This window comes from Parasaccharibacter sp. TMW 2.1884 (genome assembly GCF_023337695.1).
Lineage (GTDB): Bacteria > Pseudomonadota > Alphaproteobacteria > Acetobacterales > Acetobacteraceae > Bombella > Bombella apis.
The window spans coordinates 238772-261500 of sequence record NZ_QORR01000001.1 but is presented as its reverse complement, the minus strand read 5'-3'; the positions used below and the strand labels follow the sequence as shown (position 1 = coordinate 261500).

Below are 22729 nucleotides of genomic sequence, written 5' to 3'. Positions count from 1 at the left end.
GCCACGATCAGTTCGTCGCCACGGCGCAGGCCTGTGCCTGTGCATGCAGCCGGACACAGAGCTGGCGTGCCGCCGCCCTGTCCTCAAACCCGCCTATGCGCAGCCGAATGAAGGTTTTCCCGTCCCGTTCCACCTTCCGGTAGACCGGATCATACCCTCCCAGAAGGTCGGGCAGCCTGTGGCGCAGGCGGCTCCATTCCTGCCGGGCCTGATCCTCACTGGCCAGAGCAGCAAGCTGGACCTCATACCGCCCTGCCGCACCTGTTTCAGCAGCCTTTCTGCGAGGTCCCTCAGAAGACACCATCGGGGTGGCAGGCTTTGCCCGGGCGGGTACAGGCGGCGGCAACGCCTCATCAGACACATCATCCCCAGCAGCCTTGCGGGCCGGCGGTGTCTTCCGCTTTGGCGTCTCCACCCTGCTGCTGGCCTCATCCGGACTGTTGTCCGCCTCATCGGCCTCATCCCCAGCATCGGATGATGGCTCGCGCTTCTTCGGCGCGGACACTGTGGCTGAGGACGCCCCCTTATCCGCCACATCTCCCTTTGCCGTCTGATCCGCCGTATCATCTGGCGGCAGGGACGTGCTCTGGATGTCCCCGCCCTGGGTCACGCCACCTTTTCCAGCATCCGCGTCCCCTCCGGGGGCAGCCACCTGTTTCCCGGGCGACACTGCATCCCCTGCCGGTCCGCTATTGGCAGACGCTACCTTCTGGGCCGCTTCTCCTGCCCCGGGCCCGGAGTCGGACGGTGCCAGACGACCGGCCAGCAGGCTGGCATCCGGCTGTTCAGGCGGGGGAGCCAGATGCACGGCTCCACGACCGGTCACATCGCTCTTCGTGGTGTCATCACCCATGACCATCATGCCACCCGGATCAGCCGGACGATCCTTCACAGGGTAAGGTGGCGGACCGATGACCGGAACACCAGACGGATGATGGCTGGCCATCCAGCTCCAGACCCCACCAATCCCCAGCAGCAGCGCAGCCCCGATCACGCCAAGCAGCATCAATCCCCGTGTGCCGGACTGCCCCCCCATGAGCGACGCCAGCAGGCCTGACCGTACCTCGGCCCGTTCTCCCCGAGATTCATCAGGGCGGCTGCGGGGCGGCCTGCGGCTTCCTCCCCCCAGGCGGTCATCAGCCTGAGGGGGCGCTATGTCGTTATGGTGATCGTCCGGCATGGACATGGTTCAGCGCAGCTCCTCTACGGCTTCGACACCAAGGATGCCAAGGCCGATCCGCAATGTTGAGGCAATGGCGGCCACGAGGGCCAGCCGGGCCTTGCTGGCCTCCGGTGCATCATCCTGGATGAAACGCAGGCTGGTTTCCTCACGTCCCCGGTTCCAGAGCGCATGGAAGTCCGATGCCAGATCGATGCAGTATGTGGCGATGCGGTGCGGCTCCCGGGCAAGAGCGGCAGCCTCGACCTGCCGTGGCAGGCTGGCAATGCGGCGCAGGACGGCCAGCTCCTCATCCGCTGTCAGGATGGACAGGTCCTGCCCGGCGAGCGCCTCTTCCGTCACGGCGGCGGCACCATAGGTTTCTTCCCCCAACCGCAGGACGGACCGGCAGCGTGCATGGGCATAGTTGACGTAGAAGACCGGGTTGTCCCGGGTCTGCGCCACGACGGCGTTCAGGTCGAACTCCATCTGCGCATCGGCCTTGCGGGTCAGCATGGTGAAGCGCACGGCATCCCGGCCCACCTCATCAATCAGATCCCGCAGCGTGACGAAGGTTCCGGCCCGCTTGGACATGCGCACCGGCTCACCGTCCTTCACCACACGGACGATCTGGCACATGACGACCTCAAAATCCGTCTTCCCTTCCGTCAGGGCGGCGACGGCAGCCCTCATGCGGGAGACATACCCGCCATGGTCAGCTCCCAGAACATCGATCAGCAGATCGGAGCGGGACGCCTTGCGGGCGTGATAGCCGACATCATTGGCGAAGTAGGTGTTGGACCCGTCAGACTTCCGCAGGGCACGGTCCTGATCGTCACCGAATTCGGTGGAACGGAACAGCGTCTGCGGGCGGGCTTCCCAGTCTTCCAGCTTCTTGCCCTTGGGGGGCTCCAGCACGCCTTCGTAAAGCAGGCCACGCGTCTCAAGGCTGGCAATGGCGGCATCAACCTCGCCGCTCTTCAGCACTTCGGCCTCGCTGCTGAAAATCTCGTGATGGATACCCAGAGCGGCAAGGTCATCCCGGATCATGCCCATCATGTGCTCAAGGGCTTCCGCACGGACGGTCTCGAACCATGTGTCTACCGGGGCCACGCCACCATCGGCGGATGCGAGGGAGCGGCCATGCTTTCCGGCCAGCGCCTGCCCGACGGCAATGAGATACTCACCCTGATATTGCAGGCCGCTGGGTGCCAGCTCTCCGAATTCTTCGGCAGGAATATCCGTACCGATGGCCTGAAGGTAGCGCCAGTAGGCGGCCCATGTCAGGGCGATGACCTGTGCCCCGGCATCATTGACATAATACTCCCGTGTGACCCTGAAACCTGCCGCCTCCAGCAGGTTGGCCAGCGCATCCCCCACAACAGCACCACGGCAATGACCGACATGCATCGGGCCTGTCGGGTTGGCGGACACATATTCCACATTGGCACGGCGCCCCGCCCCGAGGGTGGACCGCCCATAGGCGGCCCCACGCTTCAGCACGGCCCGGGCGACATCGTGAAACAGCTCCGGCTTCAGCGTCATGTTCACGAAGCCCGGACCGGCCATCTCCACATGGGCGATCTCCGGCAGGGCGGCCAGCTCGGCCACCAGCTCCCTGGCGATTTCGAACGGCTTGCGCTTTGCGGGCTTGGCGGCCAGCAGGGCGGCATTGGTGGCCATGTCCCCATGGGCGGCATCACGGGGAGGCGTGACCTCCACCCGGGCTGCGACATCGTCCGGCAGGTCTGGCAGAACGGCCTTGAGAGCTGTTACGACCTTCTCCCGCATGATGGCGAAAAGACAATCCGGGGATGATGCTGTCGGGGCAATGCCGGCCATATTCTGCAACTTTCTCTATCCAACCTGTCAAAATCCCCTGAAAGGGGGTCATGATCCACTACATGACAGGCCACCAGAACTGCCTGCCATCCTTGTTCCGTGCCACTATAAAAGCCACCGCCTCTTTTTGGAACAGCCCAGCAGGCACTCGCTGCCAGAACAGGCGATTCTTGCAACCTCTTACCCCAGAACGGACAGGTCCATCAGGCGGCGATGTTCCTCCATGGCGAAACGGTCTGTCATCCCGGCAATATAATCAGCCACGACACGACGTGCAGCAGCCTCGTTGCCTGCACGTCGCCGCTCCAGGGCCAACTCCTGCCAGGGCGTGGGCAGAAGTTCCGGCTCATCCCCCAGAATGGCACATATGTCGGCCAGAGCGATGCGGGCCTTGCGGGTCATCCGCCGGACACGCCAGTGGCGATACATCCGGGCGTGAAGGAATGTGCGGATTTCCTTGTTCCGGTCTGCCATTTCCGGAGAGAATTCGACGATGGCACGACCCGCATGGCGTACGTCATCGGCATTCTGCGGCTTCAGCTCATCCAGAGCTTTCCGGCTCTGTTCAATCAGGTCGCTGACGAGCCGATTGATGACACGCCGGACCGTTTCATGACGGATACGCTGGTCACGGTCGAACGCTCCATGCCCTGACCAGTTCAGAGACCGGGCTTCCTCGAGGCAGGTTTTCAGCAGGGGAACCGCCTCGATGTCCTCAAAACTCAGAAGACCGGCACGGAGACCATCATCAAGGTCATGCCCGTGATAGGCCACGTCGTCACAGATGGCGGCGATCTGCGCTTCCACGGAGGCATGGCTGGAGAGTTCCAGCGGGTAGCGCCCATCAAAACTGGCCAGCCACGGTGCAGGACGGCGGACAGGCCCGTGATGTTTCGCCAGCCCCTCCAGCGTTTCCCATGTCAGGTTGAGGCCGTCGAAACCATGATAGCGGGCCTCGATCTCGGTGACCTGCCGGAGGGACTGGATATTGTGGTCGAACCCGCCCCAGTCCTTCATGGCGGCCTGCAACGCATCCTCACCGGCATGACCGAAAGGCGTATGGCCAAGGTCATGCGCCAGGGCGATCACCTCCGCAAGGTCCTCGTTGACACCGAGTGTCCGGGCAATGGAACGGGAAATCTGGGCAACTTCCAGCGAATGGGTCAGGCGGGTACGGAAGAAATCCCCCTCGTGATTGAGGAAGACCTGCGTCTTGTACTGCAGCTGACGGAAACCGGATGAATGAAGCACCCTGTCCCTGTCCCGCTGCCACGGCGTGCGGGTGCGGCTTTCCTCCTCGGCAAACTGACGCCCACGGGCACCCTGCCGCTGCACTGCGTATCTGGCCATTTCCATCTGCCATCCCCATATCCGAGCGGGCCGCACGAAGCATACAGCCTTTCCGGTTTCGATTCTTGGCGGCCGGCCTTATAGTGTCAACATCTCTCCGCCATGTATGCTGCAATGGCGTGAAATTTTGTGATGATTATGGAGATTGTCCGTGGCCGATTTTAGCATTTCAGGGGCGGCAGCTGCCCGCATTGCAGATATCATCAGCCAGCAGTCCGAACCGGACGGCATGGCCCTGCGTGTGTCCGTTCTCGCCGGAGGATGCAATGGCTTCCAGTACCAGTTCAAACTGGTGCGGGAGAAAAAGGCTGGTGACCATCTGATCGAAAAGGACGGGGCCCGCGTGTTCATCGACCCCGTCAGCTTCGACCTTCTGGAAGGGGCCGAGCTGGACTTCATCGACAAGCTGATGGGTGCCCATTTCACCGTCAACAACCCCAATGCCGCCTCATCCTGCGGGTGTGGCAGCAGCTTCTCCCTCGCCTGACTTTTCACTCTGGAGGCCCTCCACCCCATGTCCCTGACCTTTGCCAGCTGGAACATCAACTCCATCCGCACCCGTGCCCATCTGGTAAAGGACTGGCTGGACCGTAACCCGGACTGCACCCTGCTGTGCCTTCAGGAGATCAAGTGCGAGGCGCACCAGTTTCCGAAACTCTTTGAGGAAGCCGGATTTCACGTCGCCGTGGCGGGGCAGAAGGCCTATAATGGGGTGGCTCTCATCAGCCGTGTCCCTCTGACCGTCACGACCGATCATCTGCCCGGCTTCGAGAGTGACGAGGCCCGCTACATCGAGACGGAGCTTGAAGGGGTCACCATCGGCAATCTCTACCTGCCCAATGGCAATTCAGGCGGGGACGCCGGTTTCGCCAAAAAGCTGAACTTTCTTGAGGCCCTGCACCAGCGGTCCCTGACCCTGCAAAAAGAGGAACGATCCTTTACCTTCATCGGGGATTACAATGTCTGCCCGACAGAAGAGGATTACGCCCCCAAGGCCCTGTCCCCGGACGATGCCCTGCTCCGCCCGGAAAGCCGTGCGGGCTTCCGCCGCCTTCTCTGGTCCGGCCTGACGGACGCCTTGCGCTGCCTGCACCCTGCTGGGCGGCATTACACGTTCTGGGACTATCAGGCGGGAGCCTACCAGCGCAATTCCGGCCTGCGGATCGACCATGCCCTGCTCTCCCCCCGCCTTGCCGACCGCCTGACCGGCTTCACCATCGACAAGGACGAACGGGGACGGGAAAAGCCATCCGACCATGTGCCGGTAGTGGTCAGCCTTTCCTAGAACTGGGCTTTCACCAGCTTCCGAAACAAGGCTTCGGCCTGCTCGTGAACGTCCGTGCCCGGCCTTGGCAGGGTCATGGCCTCGGCATGGGCGAATTCGGCTTCGATCAGCTCATTCACGGCAGGAATGGAAGGGCCGCTCTGCTGCTCCCGGCTTCTGGACTTGAGGTGCAGCAGCTCCCGGATGGGCCTGAGCACGGCGGCCGGAAGGTCGCAGCCCTGACAGAGAGCCTGAAAGTTCATCGGAGGCTGGCCATGCTCATGCAGGCGCATCCAGCGTAAGGCCATGGCTGGACGAAGTGCATAGAAGAGCCGCTTGTAATGCGTGCTGCCATCCTCCCGGATCGCCCGTCTCCAGCTGTTGCGGCCCAGATTCAGGTAGTGAAGCTGGCAGCTCAGTCCAGCTTCGACCTGTCTGGCAAAAGCAGCCAGCTCATCCGCTTCCTCCCGCCACAGATAACGCACCGGGCTGACCAGCCACTCCATCAGGGTTGGATTGGGTTTCGTCAGCAGGTTCAGGGCCTTGCGCAGGTCCCAGCCATTCACGTCCAGATCATCGGAAATGGGCAGCTCGATCACGTCCCGGCCCGGCTTCAGGGACAGGTACCAGTCCAGCCTGTGACGGTAGATGAAGCGGACATCGTAGTCACTGTCCGGTGAGGGAAAGCCCCAGGCCCGGCTGCCACTTTCCACAGCGAACAGGATGTCAACATCATGGTCCCGCTCGATCTGACGCAGGATGGTCATGACCTCCTCCCGTACGTCCGGTGCAATTTCCGGCACATAATCCGGCATGATCTCATCAAAATTCATGACAGGTCTCCTTCCCTTTCTTTCCCAGAATGGGACAGAGCGGCGCAGGAAGAAACACCTGACACGAAAAAGGCCGGAGCGGATCGCGCCGCCCCGGCCTTGCCCGGATCAGATCAACAGATCAGAGAACCAGAATCAGCCCTGCTTTTCCTGAGCTTTGCTGCCACCAGCGGAGGGCTTCGGCTTGGGCAGGTCCAGCTTGAGGGAAAGTTCCTTCAGGCGGGCAGGCTCGACCGGAGCCGGAGCTTCCATCATCAGGTCCTCACCGCTCTGGTTCAGCGGGAAGAGAATGACCTCACGGATGTTCGGCTCATCGGCCAGCAGCATGACGATACGGTCCACACCCGGCGCAGCGCCACCATGCGGCGGGGCACCATAACGGAACGCATTGAGCATCCCGCCAAAGCGGGCCTCCACCACATCCGGGCCATAACCGGCGATCTCGAAGGCCCGCAGCATCACGTCCGGCAGGTGGTTACGCACGGCACCGGAGGACAGCTCCACACCGTTACAGACGATGTCGTACTGATAGGCCTTGATGGTCAGCGGGTCCTGCGTGTTCAGGGCTTCCAGACCGCCCTGCGGCATGGAGAACGGATTGTGGGAGAAGTCGATCTCGCCCGTTTCCTCGTTGCGCTCATACATCGGGAAGTCCACGACCCAGCAGAAGCGGAAGGCATTCTTCTCGATGAGATCCAGATCGGTCGCCACCTTCGTCCGCACCACGCCGGAGAACTTGACGACCTCATCCCCCTTGCCCGCTGCAAAGAAGACCGCATCACCGGCCTTCAGGCCGCAGATTTCACGGATTTTCTCGACACGGTCAGCTTCCAGGTTCTTGGCGATCGGCCCCTTGCCACCTTCCTCATCAAAGATGATGTAACCGAGGCCCCCGGCCCCCTGATCCCGTGCCCAGTTATTGAGCTTGTCGAAGAACGCCCGGGGGCGGCTGCCCGCACCCGGTGCGGGGATGGCACGCACACGGCCACCAGAGGCTGCAATGCGGGCGAACAGACCGAAGCCGGAGTCAGCGAACTGTTCCGTCACGTCCCTGATGATGAGCGGGTTGCGGAGGTCCGGCTTGTCGGACCCGTAATCCCGCATCGCATCGGCATACGGGATGCGGGGGAAGGCCCCGTCCGTGATCTTCCAGCCTTCCGGTGTGAATTCGTTGAACACGCCAGCCAGAACCGGCTCCAGCACGCTGAAGATGTCTTCCTGCGTGACGAAGGACATCTCGAAATCGAGCTGATAGAACTCGCCAGGGCTGCGGTCCGCACGGGAGGCCTCATCACGGAAGCAGGGGGCGATCTGGAAATAACGGTCGAACCCGGCCACCATCGCCAGCTGCTTGAACTGCTGCGGAGCCTGCGGCAGGGCGTAGAACTTGCCGGGATGCAGACGGGCCGGAACGAGGAAGTCCCGTGCGCCTTCCGGGGAGGAGGCCGTCAGGATGGGAGTCTGGAATTCCGTGAAGCCCTGCTCGACCATGCGGCGGCGCAGGCTGGTGATGACCTGGCTACGCAGCATGATGTTGCGGTGCATCTTCTCCCGGCGCAGGTCGATGTAACGGTATTTCAGGCGCAGGTCCTCGGGATAGTTCTCCTGCCCGGCCACCTGGAAGGGCAGAACCTCCGCCCGGGACTGCACGTCAATCCCGCTGGCCCGGACCTCCACATCACCCGTTGGCAGGGAAGGGTTGCGCTGCCCCTCCTCACGCACCACGACCTCACCCGTCACGGTGATGACGCTCTCCACCCGCAGACGCTCGGCCTGTTCCAGCAGTGCCCCTTCGGACGGAACGACGATCTGCGTCACGCCATAATTGTCCCGCAGGTCGATGAAGAGCAGCCCGCCATGGTCACGCTTGCTGTGAATCCAGCCCGACAGCCGTACGCTCCTGCCTGCATCATCAGCACGCAGGGCGTTGCAGAAATGGGTACGGTACTGATGCATGAATTCAAACCTCGTCAATCTGTCTGTGACCCGGCTCCGCACAGGCTGTGCCCAATGCTCCGGCTCGCTACATGGAATGGCGGCCACGCCCTGAACGCAGCTCTCCCCGTAAGGGATTTCCTACCCCAATCGTGGTGGAAAAGCCAATCCTAATCAGCGCCACCACCCCGGAACCAGGGCCAGATGATGGCCTCAGAAAAGATCGTAACCCCGGTACTTCCTGAGCACATGCCGCCGGACAACATTGATGAGACGGCACTTCATGGCGTAAAGGGGCGTCTCGAAGCGGATTTCCGGCCTTATGACCGGCTTCTGCCCGAAACTGGCCAGCATCTTGGCCGTTCTGACAGACCCGAAACCATCGAAATCAAAAATCAGGTTGCGCCTCTTGGCTTCCTCGATCGCCTTCCAGATCAGCAGCATGTTCATGCCCGGCACTCTGGAGCGGCGGACACGGACGGCCTGCCAGTAGTACAGTACCCTGTCATCCCAGACGAGCAGGGCTGCCGAAACGGGCACGCCCCCATCATGAGCATAGAGCGCCATGGCCTGGTCCCGATTACGGGCCTCCGTAAACAGGTCTTCCAGCAGGGCATAGTCATGATGGTTCTGTGGCAGTTCCTGCCTGACCAAGTCGATGAACGGAGCCACATCCCCAGACTGCTGGACAGTGAGTTTTTTATCCGCCGTGCGGATGAGGTTGCGGGTCTTCTGGTCACAATCCTGCCAGGCCATGTCCAGCGTTTTTTCAGGCATGATGCGGAAGGTGAAATCCTGGTACACCCTGAACCCAGCCAGCCTGAACGCAAAGGAGGACGCATTGTCGGGGTCCAGATAGAAATGGACACCATGATATTTGGGCAGGCTGGCAACGGTCCTGTCCACGACATGCCTGATATTTTGCTCCTGGCGAAATGTTTTTGATGGTGGCAGAGCAAAATCCGGCCCCAGCGTGCGGGTATATTTGGGCATCCTGATGACAGGAGAGCCAAGCCTCTTTTTCATTACGAAAGGAAAACGGGAAACAACCCTGCCCCCCATTTCCACATCAATGAAGGACACTGCCTGCCGACTGGCCGTAGCAAGCCACCATTCCTGATGAAAAATGGAAGTATGCGGACGAGACGGTGCAGTATCTGGCATAATATCTCAATACATGTTGTAACAAAAGAATGGATTACGCCTCATAGCACTTGCATAATCATATAAAAATTAATTATTTTTTTAATTTGCAAATCCAGACCACATGAAACATTCATAATGTATCATTAATATTTCTTTTTGGTAAAAACAGAACTTACAATTATTGCAGAACAGATACGAAGACTCTCACTTGTACCCACGGCATGAGCATGAGCTGACAGTCATGCCATCCCATGTCCCCCTCTCCCGACAAAACGGCTGCGGAAACAGAAAACGGCTGCCCTGCAGAAGGCAGCCGTTAACCATGTGGAACAAACAGGATGCAAGCCCTATCACACGATGCTTGTCCGCACCTCTTTTGCAACGAACCCATCAAAATCGACCGCAGCACGAGCCATGGCGGAAGACCGGCCAGCCGAAACCAGCGCCACCACCCTCTGCCCCCTCATGTAAGCCGCCATGAAGTCGAACCCGCTCAAGTCCCCTTCTATCAAGACCCGGTCGAACGGCTCTCCCCACCCCATATATTCCAGCTTTTTGCCGAACTGCTGGGTCCAGTACCAGGGGATGGGCATGGGCTGCCGGGACAGACCAAGAATGGTCCGGGCAGCGGCCCGCCCCTCTATCTGCGCCTGACGCCAGTGTTCAATGCGACAAAGCGTTCCTTCATGCTGGAAGGCGGCCACATCCCCCGCTGCATAAATGCCGGGCAGAACCCGCATGTCCTCATCCACAACAATGCCAGACACCCCACCATCAGCGTCCGTCCCAACATCATCAGGCAGGAAACTGCGACATGGCTCATTGCCGACAGCCACCAGAACATGGGTGCAGGGCAGCTTCATGCCATCATCAAGCTCGATGCCCTCCACATGGTCCTTTCCGTATATGTTCACCACTTCACTATCCGTGATGAAGGCTACGCCATTGTCAGCATGCAGGCGCAGCAGGATGCGCCCGACCTCCCGCCCCCACTGGGCCTCCATGGGAATGACCTGCTCCGGGGCAATCACCGTCACACCAGCCCCTTTCTGCCGCAGGGCAGAAGCCAGCTCCAGCGTGGTCAGCCCGCCACCTATCAGCACGACAGCCTGCTCCCCCGTGATCTCCTCTGCAATCTGGCGGGCATCTTGCACGCCATGCATGGTCATCACCCCGGTCAGCTCGATGCCGGGAAGATCCGGCTTCGCAGGCCGCCCCCCTGTCGTGATCAGCACATGGTCCGCACTGTAATCCCGCCCGTCAGCCAGTTCGACACGCTTTGCCGTGCAGTCCAGACTGGTGATTGTCCCCTGCACACGGGTGATCTCATGATGGGCAAAAAAAGCATCATTCAGCAGCAGCGGAGGCTGAACCTTGTCCGGCCCCCCAAGAAAAATGCCCTTGCTGAGCGATGGACGGTCATAAGGAGGCAGGCTCTCATCTCCGATGAGGATGATACTACCGGCAAAACCCTCCTCACGCAGGGTATAGATGGCACTGGCTGCCGCCGCACCGCCACCCAGCACCAGCACGGAACTGTCCTCCATGCAGGGCTCAGGAACTCTGGCAGGCAAAGGACTGACCCCGACCAGCACCCGCCCCTCCACGAGGCGGACAGGATAGACGGGCAGGCCAGAAAAGGCGACCGGCTCCTTCACCCGGCCATCCCGTACGCCAAACACCGCCTTATGCCACGGGCAGACAATCACATCACCGTGAGCCTTGCTGTAACAGTGCAGACGCCCCCGCAGCGGCGCCCCCTTGTGCGGGCAACGCCCCCCCAGCGCATGAACCTCCCCCCCGACACGCACGAGAGCAATGGACTGCTCCTTGATGATGACAGAAAAAACCTCTCCTTCCCTGACATCCTCAACAGCAGCCACATCATACAGGGTCCGGTCCGGCTGCTGGTCCGGTGTCTCAGCGCTGGCATCAGGCCCGAGAACGGGCTGGGGGGCTTTTTCCATAACTCTCTGTCCTGTCCCTTTCTGTCAGCCCCCGGCGGTCACATAGCCTGTTCCGAACAGGGGGCCATCACGGCCGGAATATGTACTCCATGATGACAAGACGGGGCCCCTGAAGGCCCCGCCTGCATCATGCTCCGTTCGGAGCCGATCTCAGAAAAAATCGTCCCTGTCGATGTCATCACCACCGAAGCCACCGCCATTATCAACCGGCGCATCCTGCGGGCCAAAATCCTGCGGAGAGAACCCTGCGGCATCTGTCCCGCTTCCGGCAAACGGATCAGAATAATTGTCCCCATAATTGTTGATGATGGTCGTTTCACTGCCAAAACCATCGCCAGCACCACCGACACCTTCATGGCCATGCTCCCCGGAGAACAGACCCTCCAGCGCATGGGCCGCCATCATCCCGCCTGCGACACCGGCCGCCGTGGACAGGGCAGACCCCAGAAAGCCGGAGCCGGACCGCCCGAACATACCCGGCTGATAACCCGGTGGCGGGGCATAGCTCCGCCCCATCTCCGGCGCAGCAGCACCAGAGGCAGGCCCCCAGCCCGGTGGCAGGGAGGCCCCGCGAGGCGGTGGAGCGGACGCAGAAGCCCCCCGACCGAACAGCCCGGAGAAGAACCCACCTGACTGCTGCCCCAGCTGACTGGCCTGCTGCTGGAGCTGGGCGATCTGCCCCCTCGCCTGCTGGAGCTGGAACTCCAGATCACGGATGCGGGCCTGCGCCTGGGAGAGAGCCGCCTCCTGCACGACAGCCAGCTGCGTGATACGGTAGCGGGCCTCCGGGAAACGCTGGAAATTCTCGGCGATGAAGCGGTCTGCCTCCGGGTCGATCGGCGGCAGGGACGCCGGGCTCTGGCCATTCGGCAGCCCCACGCCTCCCCCAACACGGGCAACAAAGCGACTTATGAGATCACGTTCTTCCGAGTTCATGGGCGTGCTGTCCTTCACAACTGCTCAGCAGCCCCTGCCCGCCCGGGCGGGGCGCGACATGGGCGCTGTCTCTTCATGCCACATGATATGATACAGCTCTCCATCCCCCGCAAGGGTCTTGGCCCCCTCTTCTCCCGGCAGAGGCCCACAGAATGCACCTGCCGTAAAGACCATCTTAAGAAACCGCCCTGCACGGCGGCAACTTCTTTACCCTCTCCCACCCCTACCCGCTGGTGATCCGGCCTCTCATCCTGTAATATGCAGACATCTTTACGTTAATGGAGCCTAGTGAATTGTCCACATCCCGGCCCCCCTGCTTTCAGGATCTGATCCTGCGCCTTCATCAGTTCTGGTCACAGAAGGGCTGTGCCATTCTCCAGCCTTACGATACTGAACTGGGTGCGGGTACACTGTCCCCTCACACGACCCTGCGTGCACTGGGCCGCAAGCCGTGGGCTGCCGCCTATGTGCAGCCCTGCCGCCGCCCGTCCGACGGCCGTTATGGCGAGAACCCGAACCGCCTCCAGCATTATTACCAGTATCAGGTGCTGCTCAAACCCACCCCGCAGGAAAGCCAGGACCTGCTGCTGGAAAGCTACCGGGCCATCGGGATCGACCCGGAAAAGCACGACATCCGTTTCGTGGAGGATGACTGGGAAAACCCCACCATCGGGGCCTGGGGGCTGGGCTGGGAGGTCTGGTGCGACGGCATGGAAGTCACACAGTTCACCTACTTCCAGCAGGTTGGTGGCATCCCGACCGTCGTTCCCTCCACCGAGCTGACCTACGGGCTGGAACGTCTGGCCATGTATGTGCAGGGGGTCGAGAATGTCTATGACCTCGACTTCAATGGCCGGGGCCTAACCTATGGAGATGTCTTCCTCCGGGCAGAGCGGGACTATTCACGGCACAATTTCGAGCTGGCTGATACGGACATGCTTCTGGCGCAGTTCCGGGCAGCCGAGGCTGAGTCCATCCGCCTCTCCGAAGCTGGCGTGGCCCAACCCGCCTATGACCAGTGCCTGAAGGCCTCCCATCTGTTCAATCTGCTGGATGCACGAGGGGTCATTTCTGTTTCAGAACGTGCCTCCTATATCGGGCGTGTACGCACGCTGGCCAAAGCTGCCTGCGAAGCATGGCTTGCTGGAGACGAGGAGGAAACCACCCATGGCTGAACTGCTTCTTGACCTCTTCTGCGAGGAAATCCCCTCCGGGATGCAGGCCCGTGCTGCCGAGGACCTCGCCCGCCTGCTGGAACAGGCCCTCGCCGATCTGAACCCCCGCAACATCCGCAGCTTTCATGGTGCCCGCCACATTGCGGCCAGCCTCGAGGTGGATGAGAGCATCCCCACCCGCACCATTTCCGAGCGTGGCCCCCGGGAAAATGCCCCGGAAAAGGCCCTTGCCGGGTTCTCCCGCAAACATGGCGTCAGCCCCGATGAGCTGACGAAGGAAAACGGTTTCTGGGTTCTCAACCGTACCCTGCCGCCAGTCAGGGCGGCGGAGCTGGTTGCCGAACAGCTGCCGGACCTCCTCTGGAAGTTCCCGTGGCCCAAGGCCATGCGCTGGGGCAATGGCTCCCTCTTCACCTGGGTACGCCCGCTCCATCACATTGTCTGCCTACTGGATGGCCAGACAGTTCCCTTCACCCTGGCCCGTCAGGATGACGACGCCCACGGGCTGAAGAGCGGCAACGTGACCGAAGGCCACCGCATCCTCTCCCCCGGCACGTTCACCGTCACCGGCACGGAACAGTGGCTGAAGGAGCTGGAAGCCCGCCACGTCGTCATCAACGAGGAGAAACGGGCCGATCTCATCCGTCAGGGTGTCCATGCGCTCGCTGATGAGAAGGGGCTGGCGCTTGTCGAGGATGAAGGGCTGGTCCGTGAGGTCAGCGGGCTGGTGGAATATCCCGTGCCCCTGCTGGGCCGCATCGATGATGCCTTCATGGACCTTCCACCGGAAGTCATGCAGGTCTCCATGCGGGTCAACCAGCGGTACTTTGCCCTGCGCACGAAAGACGGCAAGGCCGCTCCCTATTTCGCCTTCGTGGCCAACCAGACCTTCAGCGACGGCGGCACGCTCTGCATCGCCGGGAATGAACGTGTCCTGCGGGCCCGCTTCGCCGATGCCCGCCATTTCTGGGACCTCGACCGCAAGACGAAACTGGCCGGCCGTGTCGAGGCCCTGAAGCCTGTCACCTTCCATGCGAAACTGGGCACTCAGGAAGAGCGGGCACGGCGCATCAGCACTCTGGCAGGCATCATCGCCACGGCCATGCAGCTGAGTGACGCACAGGTAAAACACGCCGAACGGGCCGGTCTGCTCGCCAAGGCCGACCTGACAACCGGCATGGTCGGTGAGTTCCCCGAGCTTCAGGGCGTGATGGGCGGCTATTACGCCGCCCATGATGGTGAAGCCCCGGAAGTGGCCCAGGCCGTCGCCGAACATTACATGCCCCGTGGGTTGCAGGATGGCACGGCCAGTGCTCCCGTCTCCGTTGCCGTCGCTCTGGCGGACCGGCTGGACATGCTGGCCGGGTTCTTCGCCATCGGGGAAACCCCCACCGGCTCTGGCGACCCGTATGGCCTGCGCCGTGCCGCCCTTGGGGTGATCCGCACCATCCGGGACAATGGCCTGCGTATCGATCTCGGCAGCCTGCTCTCCAGAGCAGCCGAGGCCTATGCCGGGAAGGAGGGCAAAGATTCCGCTCTGGGTGAGCTGGAACCCTTCTTCACCGACAGGCTCCGGGTCCAGCTCCGCAATGAGGGCCGCCGTCACGACGTGCTGGATGCCACGCTGGCCGTCACGCAGGTGCAGGAAAACAGGAGCCTCTTCACCGATCATCTGGATGGCGACCTGGTCCGCCTGCTCAGCCGTGTGGAGGCCCTGTCCGACATGATGGGCACGGAAGACGGGCAGAACCTTCTGGCAGCCTACCGCCGGGCCACGAACATCCTGCGCATCGAGGAGAAAAAGGACGGCCCGCACCATCAGGCCCCTGAAGCGGCACTCTATGTACAGGATGAGGAACGTGACCTGGATGCGGCCCTGAATGAGGCCGGGCCGAAGATCACGGCCAGTCTGGCCGATGATGACTTCACCAGTGCCATGCAGCATCTCGCCGCCCTGCGTCCGATCATGGACCGCTTCTTCGAGGCTGTGACCGTCAATGCGGAAGATGCTGGCCAGCGTCTCAACCGTCTGCGCCTGCTGTCGGCCTTCAGCCGCAGTGGCCAGCTGATTGCTGATTTTGGCCGGATCGAAGGCTGAGCTTCAGTCTCACAAACAGGCTACGATAAAAAGGCCGGTGGGAGCGTTCTCTCAACGGCCTTTTTTATGTGTCCCTCTCAGTGCGAGGGACTGTCTGTCAGGAATATCTTGGCTCCGAAACCGATGAAGACCAGCCCGGTCAGCCGGTCCAGACGGCGCACCACGACGGGCCTGTTGAAGAACTGTGCCAGCGGGACCGTCAGGGCCACCAGCAGCCCCAGCCATATGAAGGTCAGCACGACCTGGATCACCACCTGCACGAGCGTAAACGCCACCACATCCGTGGCGGGCGGGATGAACTGAGGGAAAAAGGTGATCACGAAAATACCCGCCTTGGGGTTGAGCAGGTCCGTCAGCATCCCACGGCGGAATCCCGGCCAGAAGGCGTTGCGATGTTCCACCCGCCGGGCCTGCTCCGGCCCGGCCTCCGTCGTCAGTGCCATGCGGGGGCGCAGAAGCTGGCTGACGCCCATCCAGACCAGATAAACCGCACCAACACATTTGACGACGAAGAACGCCGTGGAAGACGCCGCCAGAAGGGCCGTCAGCCCGAAGGCCGCTGCCAGCCCCCAGAGGCTCAGCCCCACGGCAATGCCAAAAATGGCCCCGATCCCAGCACGGCGCCCATCGGAGGCAGCCGTCCGCAGGACCATGACGGAGTCCAGCCCCGGCGTGATGGTGAAAATTGCCGCTGCGGTCGTAAAAGCCAGCAGGGGAAGAAGCCACTGATGCATAAAAAACAGACACCTGAAAAAAACCGGCCACGATACTCCGCAACCCGACCTCCTCCAGATGGGGTCTCGGCCCTACGGTTCCAATAGATCAGTCAGGGTCATCCCGATGCACCCAGCTGGAAAGCAGCAGACCGAAACCGAACATCATGGTCAGCATGGCCGACCCTCCATAGGAGATCAGCGGTAGCGGCACGCCTCCCACCGGGATGACCCCCATGACCATGGAGAGATTGACCACGCAGTACAGGAAGAAATCCATGGCGATGCCCAGCCCGACCAGCCGGCCAAAGCGGTTCCGACAACGCAGGGCAATCAGCATGCTGCTCAGCAGGATCAGGAACAGTAGCCCGATGACGGCCACACCCCCGACATACCCCCATTCCTCCCCGATCATGGTGAAGATGAAGTCTGTCTGTTTCTCCGGCAGGAAGCTCAGCTGCCCCTGCGTGCCATGCAGGTAGCCTTGCCCCCAGCGCCCACCCGCCCCCAGAGCAATACGGGACTGGAGAATGTTGTACCCTGCCCCCAGCGGATCGTGCTCAGGATGCAGAAAGGTATCAATCCGAGCCTTCTGATAATCATGGAGATGATTATAGATGAAGGGCCCCAGAAACGGCAGGGGCGCAACAAGGATGATGATCTGCCACCACCGCATCCCCGCCGCAAAGAACAGTGAAGCCCCGATCACACCAACAATGGTTGCTGTCCCCAGATTGGGCTCCTTCAACACCAGCACAACCGGCAGAAGTGTCAGAAGCGCCGGGATGATGAGCCGCAGCGGATTGCCCATACGGTCCCGCCCGATCCGGTAAAACCATGTTGAAAGCATGAGGACCAGGGCAATCTTGGCAAACTCGGAGGGCTGGAACTGGAAGCCGCCCAGATTGATCCAGCGTTCCGCCCCCTTGCCCACATGCCCCATCTTCAGCACCAGTACCAGGAGCAGGATGGACAGCCCATAAATGGGCACGGAGAGCATCCTCAAGACCCGTGGGCTGGCCAGCGCCACGCCCAGCATCATCAGCAGACCGAAACAGAAACGGATGAGCTGGGGCTGGGCAAAAGCCTCCGCACGCCCGCCACCGGCTGAATACAGGGCAACATACCCCACACCGGCCAGACAGCAGACCAGCAGAACAAAGAACCAGTTGATCTGCCAGAGCCGGGAGAACATGCGCAGGTTCGGCTCTGCCCGCAGCAGGCGGCGGGCCGTACGGGGAACGGTGAAGTCCTTCAGCGGCATGACGTCCTTCTATCCCTCAGTCATCCAGGCCGTCAGCCCTCGCCACGACCCCCCGGGACAGGGAGGTCCGGCTGGCCGGGTCCCTGATGAGAGTATCCGTCATGATCTGTGCAGCCAGAGGGGCCGCCTCGGTCGCACCCGCATTGCCATGCTCCACCACGACAGACACCGCATAACGGGGATTGTCATAAGGTGCAAAGCAGATGAACAACGCATGAGGACGATACTGCCACGGCAGGTTCATGGAGTTGAAGTGCCCGCTCTCACGCAGGGCTCTCGGCACGTTCCGCACCTGTGCAGAGCCGGTCTTGCCAGCCATCTGTACACCAGGCAGGCTCAACCGGGCGGCCGGAGCCGTGCCCTGTGGCTCATTCACCACAGCAAACATCCCCCCCCGGGCAGCAGCGAGGGCCTCCTTTGCGAAAGGCAGGGGATCCAGAACCGGTGCAATGCCCTGCCCGCTCACCGAGCGCAGAAGATGTGGCTGCACAAACCGCCCCGTTGCCAGACGGGATACATAAGTGGCCAGTGCCAGAGGTGTTGTCTGCACCAGCCCCTGCCCAATACCGGCATTGACGGTATCACCACCATTCCAGTGGTGACCATGGCGACGGCGCATCTCCGGGGTCGGAACGGACCCTGCCCGCATGTGGGGCAGCTCTATCGGCAGCTTCCCATCCAGCCCCAGGAAGGCGGCGGCTTCATGAATCGCCTCCATGCCACAGCGCCGGGCCACCTGATAGAAATAGACATCGCAGGAATATTTCAGTGCCTGATGCAGGTTGATCGACCCATGCCCGTAACGGCTCCAGCAGTGGAAGCGCACGCCCCCCATGTCGTAATAACCCGGACAGGAAAAACGGTCCGACGGGGTGATGGCATGGGCCTTCAGGGCGGCCAGTGCCACGGCAGGCTTGAAGGTGGAGCCCGGCGGATAAAGGCCGGAAACGGCCTTGTCCACCAGCGGCGTGCGCTGGTCGGTGATCAGACTGTTCCACTGTGTCCGGCTGATGCCACCATCAAAAAGGGTCGGGTCGAAAGAAGGTGTGCTGACCAGCCCCATCACCTCGCCATTGCGGCAGTCCATCACCACGGCACTGGCCACACGCTCACCAATCCGCTCCCGGATGCGGGTCTGCAAGGCGCTATCCAGCGTCAGCTCCAGCCGGGCCCCGGGCTGGCCTTCCACACGCTCAAGCTCGCCCATGACACGGCCATGGGCGTTGACCTCCATCTCCACCGTGCCGGGCTGTCCACGCAGATGGCTTTCCTGCGTCTGCTCGACCCCGGCACGCCCCACCTTCATCCCCGGCAGGGCCATGATGCCATCCCGCTGGACATCCGTCTCATTGGGAGGGGCCACATACCCGATGATATGGGACAACAGGTCCTTGAACGGATATTCCCGTGTTGTTCCCACATCGATCAGAACACCGGGCAGGGTCGGAGCATTCAGCCCCAGCCGGGCGACATCATCCCAGGAGAGGAATTCCTTGAGGGTCAGCGGGACGTAACGATGGATATGTTTGCGATCATGCTCGATACGGGCCCGGTCACGGTCATCCAGCGGCACGATCGTAGCAAAGCGGTCCACCACGGCCTGGAGGTCCGTCGTTTCCTCCGTCATGATCAGCGCACGCCAGTTGGGACGGTTGCCGGCAAGCAGCACACCGCAGCGGTCGTAGATCTCACCACGGGCTGGTGCAATCTGGCGGCGGCTGGTCCGGTTGCGGCGTGCCTGCTCCTTCAGCTCATCGCCATGAACGACCTGCATCTGATAGAGATGATGGGCAAGCGTCCCCATGACCCCTGTCTGCGCTGCCAGAAGCAGCAGGGCACGGCGTGTGAACATACCCCCACCGACAGCCTGTTCTTCTGAAAAAGACAGGTCAGCCGCTGGCCCACTTCGTTTCCGAAATGGCGGACGAGTTTCATCACGCCGGAAGAACATCTGCAATATACGCTTAAAAAAAGATTAAGGAAGGAAAACTCAAGGCTTCCACACTTTAGATGGTCATAGTCTATTACAGTCTGTCATGCTTTTCCATAACAGAAAGCCCCCATAAATACAGAACATGCAGAAAGGGATAACTCCCTACAGCGAGAGCCTCCTGAAAAACAATGGGATAGACCGACAGCGCCCCCCGGACCCGGATGACCATCAACACCCAGTCTGTCAGGGCCTCTCCCAGCACAATCAACCCATACAGGCTCCAGGAAAGCAGGAATCCACGACGGGACAGACCAACACGGCAGCCATGAGCCACGCCATAGGCTACCAGCATCCAGAACAGGAGCACGCCGGGCGGATTGGCACTGAAGAACTCGATCACCACCCCACTACAGAACAGCCCGAACAGGGGCATGAAAGCAGGACGGTAAAGCGCCCAGAACCAGACCGTCCCCAGTGTCAGGGCTGTCTGGAGTTCGGTCTGCCCGAGTATGCCGAACGGGGCGGACAACACAAAAGCCAGAACCACCATGATGACACAGGGGGACAGCTTGCGCCGCACACGAACCATCAGCTTGCGCTGCCGTGTTCCCTCCAGCGCCTCATGATCCAGACGCCCCTGCTCCAACCGTAATGCCATAGCCCCGTACCCGTTGCTGCTCCACCGCCCCCGTGCCTTCCCGGAAATAGTGCTCTCTTCTACAGAAAGCAAACCTCCCTGGAGGGCAGATCACGCCTTCGGGGCAGGTTTCATGCCATTACCCGAATCGTGCCACAAATGCCACCTGACCGCCTTATAAGGCCTTGATGATAACAAACGGTTTAATTTGAGACCGTATATCAGGAACGCCGACCGTCCAGAAAGTACCCTCAGCCGTTCCTGAGAGACGAAAATGGCAGAAAACGGCGCAGATTCTGCCAATTCGAAGGGGCTTCCCCATCCCGATGATCCGGCAGGAGCGGAGGCTTCTCCCGGACCCTTCCCGCACTGGGTGGGGCCTCCAGGGTAAAGCCACCATCAAAAATACGAACCAGCTCCAGTTTTCCCAGAGCAGCATCAGGGATGACAACCGGCTGCCCTGGCGCCAGATAATGCACATGACCAACGGCAACACCGCCTGTCAGGCCTGTCTGCCCCCGTGTGACGATATGCTCGCCTTCTTCCGGCATGAGGCTCTGATTGTAATACATGAGACGGGGATAAGGCGTGTTGTCGCCAATCATCATGGCATCCCCCCCGCTGCTCTGTAACGTGACGGGAATCCGGCTGGCAGCATCCTCAATCAGCAGCACTCGCACCACATGCGGTCCCACCTCACTGACACGCCCGACAAGCCCGAAAGAATCAACGGCCAGACTTCCCTGCTGCACCCGGTGTTCCCCCACCTGCAACAGAACCGCCCGCAGGTAAGGGCCACTCTCATCCCGAACGACCCATCCGCTGACATAATCCCGGGTATCTTCCGCTCCCCAGTGCAGCACAGCCTTCAGGCGGGCATTTTCCTGCCGAAGAGTCTGGGCCTCACCATGCCAGTAAGCAAGTTTCTGGTTTTCCTGCCGAAGCTGCGCATTGGCGGCCAGCAGGTCCCCCACCCCCTGCAGGGTGATCTGCCATTCATGAAACTGCCGCTGAGGGAACAACAGAACCTGATAGATGGCCCCGGCCTTCTGCGCCGCCGCCATGCGAATCTGTATGGCCCTGCCCGGCCATATCTGCCCGGCCAGAACAGTCCCCACAGCCAGAAAAACCATGACCGGCAGAACAAGCCCGGACAGAAGCTGACGTGTGTGAATGGAGACCATGGCCCGCCTTTTCCCTCCCCTCAGCCCCCGGTCACGGAGGATACCATCCCCCCGCCGGAGACCAGGGATCAATACATGCTGCTCAGGACACTGCGGAGCTGCTGCATGTGCTCCAGCGTGCGGCCAGTCCCCACAGCCACGCATGAAAGCGCATTCTCTGCCACGAAAACCGGCAGGCCGGTAGCCTGACGCAGGACATCATCCAGACGCCGCAGCAGCGCTCCCCCGCCGGACAGGACAATGCCCTTCTCCACGATGTCAGCGGCCAGCTCCGGCGGTGTATGCTCCAGCACGGTGGCTACGGCATCAATGATATGCCCGACAGGCTCCTGGAGGGCTTCGGCAATCTGGGCCTCACTGACGGTGATCTCCCGGGGGACGCCATTCAGCAGGTCACGCCCCTTGAGCGGCATGGTCCGCTCTTCCGTCTGTATGTTGGCGTCAAAAGACGCAGCGCCGAGATCAATCTTGATCCGCTCGGCGGAGCTTTCCCCGATCATGAGGTTATAGTTGCGACGGATATAAGCCATGATGGCCTCATCCATCTGGTCGCCACCAACCCGGACAGACCGGGCATAGACAATCCCGCCAAGGGAGATCACGGCAACCTCGGTCGTTCCCCCACCGATATCCACGATCATGCTGCCGGAAGGCTCCGTCACGGCCAGACCGGCCCCAATGGCTGCGGCCATCGGCTCCTCAATCAGATAGACCTTGCGGGCACCAGCACTCTCTGCACTCTCCTGGATGGCACGGCGCTCCACGGCAGTGGAACCGGACGGCACACAGATGACGATCTGGGAACTGAAGAAGGAACGGCGGTTGTGAACCTTGCGGATGAAATGCTTGATCATCTCCTCCGCACTCTCGAAGTCGGCGATGACACCGTCACGGAGAGGGCGGATGGCCTGAATGTTCCCCGGCGTACGGCCGACCATCAGTTTGGCTTCATTTCCCACGGCCAGGACCTGTCTGCGCCCGCGCACTTCCGTTACAGCGACGACGGAAGGCTCACTCAGCACCACGCCACGCCCCTTGACATAAACGAGGGTATTGGCAGTGCCGAGATCGATCGCCATATCAGCGGAAATGAGCCCCAACAGACGAGAGAACATTCAAAACTCCTGGCCGGATAACCCCGCACGCACGGGGAATGAAAATAAGCAGAACACCACCCACAGCATTCGCCACAAATTATAGAGCCCCACAACAGTTCAGCAAGGCCATATTCCTGCCAGAGACAATATTTTTCGCAGAAAACTCCGCTTCAATTAACATGCGGTAACGTTTCAT

At 61.2% G+C, this 22729-nt stretch carries 18 protein-coding genes; 4 read left to right on the top strand and 14 right to left on the bottom strand.

Annotated features, from left to right (window positions below):
• Nucleotides 1-7: 7 nt before the first annotated feature.
• From DTI93_RS01140 to DTI93_RS01130, 3 genes are all read right to left on the bottom strand, one after another.
• Nucleotides 8-1186: an SPOR domain-containing protein gene (locus DTI93_RS01140; protein WP_249079383.1), complete on the bottom strand. Its 1179-nt coding sequence runs from the start codon at nt 1184-1186 to the stop codon at nt 8-10.
• A 3-nt stretch (nt 1187-1189) separates the two neighbouring features.
• Complete coding sequence (gene argS / locus DTI93_RS01135; RefSeq protein ID WP_408902090.1) at nt 1190-3001, bottom strand: arginine--tRNA ligase; 1812 nt, start codon at nt 2999-3001, stop codon at nt 1190-1192.
• 180 nt (nt 3002-3181) lie between these two features.
• Entirely contained in the window at nt 3182-4357 is a 1176-nt protein-coding gene (locus DTI93_RS01130; RefSeq protein WP_081562981.1) for a deoxyguanosinetriphosphate triphosphohydrolase, read from the bottom strand.
• A gap of 145 nt (nt 4358-4502) precedes the next feature.
• On the opposite strand from DTI93_RS01130, the gene DTI93_RS01125 reads away from it, so the two are divergent.
• Nucleotides 4503-4838, top strand: a complete 336-nt coding sequence (locus DTI93_RS01125) for an iron-sulfur cluster assembly accessory protein (RefSeq protein WP_249079381.1) — start codon at nt 4503-4505, stop codon at nt 4836-4838.
• A 27-nt stretch (nt 4839-4865) separates the two neighbouring features.
• Nucleotides 4866-5636, top strand: coding sequence for an exodeoxyribonuclease III (gene xth, locus DTI93_RS01120; RefSeq protein WP_249079379.1), 771 nt, complete (start codon nt 4866-4868; stop codon nt 5634-5636).
• Here xth and DTI93_RS01115 read toward each other — a convergent pair.
• From DTI93_RS01115 to DTI93_RS01095, 5 genes are all read right to left on the bottom strand, one after another.
• A complete protein-coding gene (locus tag DTI93_RS01115) occupies nt 5633-6448 on the bottom strand; it encodes a nucleotidyltransferase domain-containing protein (RefSeq protein WP_249079377.1) in 816 nt (271 codons plus the stop codon). The genes xth and DTI93_RS01115 overlap by 4 nt on opposite strands.
• Before the next feature lie 135 nt (nt 6449-6583).
• Nucleotides 6584-8404, bottom strand: coding sequence for an aspartate--tRNA ligase (aspS, locus tag DTI93_RS01110; protein ID WP_249079375.1), 1821 nt, complete (start codon nt 8402-8404; stop codon nt 6584-6586).
• Nucleotides 8405-8596: 192 nt separating this feature from the next.
• Nucleotides 8597-9547, bottom strand: coding sequence for a GNAT family N-acetyltransferase (locus DTI93_RS01105; protein ID WP_081562980.1), 951 nt, complete (start codon nt 9545-9547; stop codon nt 8597-8599).
• A 332-nt stretch (nt 9548-9879) separates the two neighbouring features.
• Nucleotides 9880-11496 carry an FAD-dependent oxidoreductase gene (locus tag DTI93_RS01100; RefSeq protein WP_249079373.1) on the bottom strand — a complete coding sequence of 539 codons (1617 nt, stop codon included), beginning with the start codon at nt 11494-11496 and terminating at the stop codon, nt 9880-9882.
• Nucleotides 11497-11646: 150 nt separating this feature from the next.
• Nucleotides 11647-12432 (bottom strand): DUF2076 domain-containing protein, encoded by a 786-nt coding sequence (locus DTI93_RS01095; protein ID WP_249079371.1) that lies wholly within the window; start codon nt 12430-12432, stop codon nt 11647-11649.
• A 278-nt stretch (nt 12433-12710) separates the two neighbouring features.
• Between DTI93_RS01095 and DTI93_RS01090 the strand changes: the two genes are divergently transcribed.
• Both DTI93_RS01090 and glyS read left to right on the top strand, forming a co-directional pair.
• A complete protein-coding gene (locus DTI93_RS01090; RefSeq protein WP_081562978.1) occupies nt 12711-13607 on the top strand; it encodes a glycine--tRNA ligase subunit alpha in 897 nt (298 codons plus the stop codon).
• Nucleotides 13600-15705, top strand: coding sequence for a glycine--tRNA ligase subunit beta (glyS, locus tag DTI93_RS01085; RefSeq protein WP_249079368.1), 2106 nt, complete (start codon nt 13600-13602; stop codon nt 15703-15705). Before DTI93_RS01090 ends, glyS begins: the two co-directional genes overlap by 8 nt.
• Before the next feature lie 77 nt (nt 15706-15782).
• Here the strand turns inward: glyS and DTI93_RS01080 are convergent, their stop codons facing one another.
• The 6 genes from DTI93_RS01080 to DTI93_RS01055 all read right to left on the bottom strand — a co-directional run bounded on the left by DTI93_RS01080 (nt 15783) and on the right by DTI93_RS01055 (nt 22551).
• On the bottom strand, nt 15783-16439 hold the full coding sequence (locus DTI93_RS01080) for a LysE family translocator (protein WP_043561507.1): 657 nt from the start codon (nt 16437-16439) through the stop codon (nt 15783-15785).
• 88 nt (nt 16440-16527) lie between these two features.
• Nucleotides 16528-17682, bottom strand: coding sequence for a rod shape-determining protein RodA (gene rodA / locus DTI93_RS01075; protein ID WP_052349127.1), 1155 nt, complete (start codon nt 17680-17682; stop codon nt 16528-16530).
• A gap of 16 nt (nt 17683-17698) precedes the next feature.
• Nucleotides 17699-19534 (bottom strand): penicillin-binding protein 2, encoded by a 1836-nt coding sequence (mrdA, locus tag DTI93_RS01070; RefSeq protein ID WP_227449652.1) that lies wholly within the window; start codon nt 19532-19534, stop codon nt 17699-17701.
• A 172-nt stretch (nt 19535-19706) separates the two neighbouring features.
• A complete protein-coding gene (locus DTI93_RS01065) occupies nt 19707-20273 on the bottom strand; it encodes a hypothetical protein (RefSeq protein ID WP_043560774.1) in 567 nt (188 codons plus the stop codon).
• A gap of 230 nt (nt 20274-20503) precedes the next feature.
• The gene (mreC, locus tag DTI93_RS01060; RefSeq protein ID WP_043560775.1) at nt 20504-21436 is read right to left on the bottom strand and encodes a rod shape-determining protein MreC; all 933 of its coding nucleotides are present in this window, start codon (nt 21434-21436) and stop codon (nt 20504-20506) included.
• Nucleotides 21437-21504: 68 nt separating this feature from the next.
• Entirely contained in the window at nt 21505-22551 is a 1047-nt protein-coding gene (locus DTI93_RS01055) for a rod shape-determining protein (RefSeq protein WP_043560776.1), read from the bottom strand.
• Nucleotides 22552-22729: the final 178 nt, after the last annotated feature.

Excerpts from the sequence above, each read along its gene's own strand:
- DTI93_RS01140 (WP_249079383.1), bottom strand. The coding sequence starts at position 1,186 with ATGTCCATGCCGGACGATCACCATAACGACATAGCGCCCCCTCAGGCT.
- argS (WP_408902090.1), bottom strand. The coding sequence starts at position 3,001 with ATGGCCGGCATTGCCCCGACAGCATCATCCCCGGATTGTCTTTTCGCC.
- DTI93_RS01130 (WP_081562981.1), bottom strand. The coding sequence starts at position 4,357 with ATGGAAATGGCCAGATACGCAGTGCAGCGGCAGGGTGCCCGTGGGCGT.
- xth (WP_249079379.1), top strand. The coding sequence starts at position 4,866 with ATGTCCCTGACCTTTGCCAGCTGGAACATCAACTCCATCCGCACCCGT.
- DTI93_RS01115 (WP_249079377.1), bottom strand. The coding sequence starts at position 6,448 with ATGAATTTTGATGAGATCATGCCGGATTATGTGCCGGAAATTGCACCG.
- aspS (WP_249079375.1), bottom strand. The coding sequence starts at position 8,404 with ATGCATCAGTACCGTACCCATTTCTGCAACGCCCTGCGTGCTGATGAT.
- DTI93_RS01105 (WP_081562980.1), bottom strand. The coding sequence starts at position 9,547 with ATGCCAGATACTGCACCGTCTCGTCCGCATACTTCCATTTTTCATCAG.
- DTI93_RS01100 (WP_249079373.1), bottom strand. The coding sequence starts at position 11,496 with ATGGAAAAAGCCCCCCAGCCCGTTCTCGGGCCTGATGCCAGCGCTGAG.
- DTI93_RS01095 (WP_249079371.1), bottom strand. The coding sequence starts at position 12,432 with ATGAACTCGGAAGAACGTGATCTCATAAGTCGCTTTGTTGCCCGTGTT.
- DTI93_RS01090 (WP_081562978.1), top strand. The coding sequence starts at position 12,711 with ATGGAGCCTAGTGAATTGTCCACATCCCGGCCCCCCTGCTTTCAGGAT.
- glyS (WP_249079368.1), top strand. The coding sequence starts at position 13,600 with ATGGCTGAACTGCTTCTTGACCTCTTCTGCGAGGAAATCCCCTCCGGG.
- DTI93_RS01080 (WP_043561507.1), bottom strand. The coding sequence starts at position 16,439 with ATGCATCAGTGGCTTCTTCCCCTGCTGGCTTTTACGACCGCAGCGGCA.
- rodA (WP_052349127.1), bottom strand. The coding sequence starts at position 17,682 with ATGCCGCTGAAGGACTTCACCGTTCCCCGTACGGCCCGCCGCCTGCTG.
- mrdA (WP_227449652.1), bottom strand. The coding sequence starts at position 19,534 with ATGTTCACACGCCGTGCCCTGCTGCTTCTGGCAGCGCAGACAGGGGTC.
- DTI93_RS01065 (WP_043560774.1), bottom strand. The coding sequence starts at position 20,273 with ATGGCATTACGGTTGGAGCAGGGGCGTCTGGATCATGAGGCGCTGGAG.
- mreC (WP_043560775.1), bottom strand. The coding sequence starts at position 21,436 with ATGGTCTCCATTCACACACGTCAGCTTCTGTCCGGGCTTGTTCTGCCG.
- DTI93_RS01055 (WP_043560776.1), bottom strand. The coding sequence starts at position 22,551 with ATGTTCTCTCGTCTGTTGGGGCTCATTTCCGCTGATATGGCGATCGAT.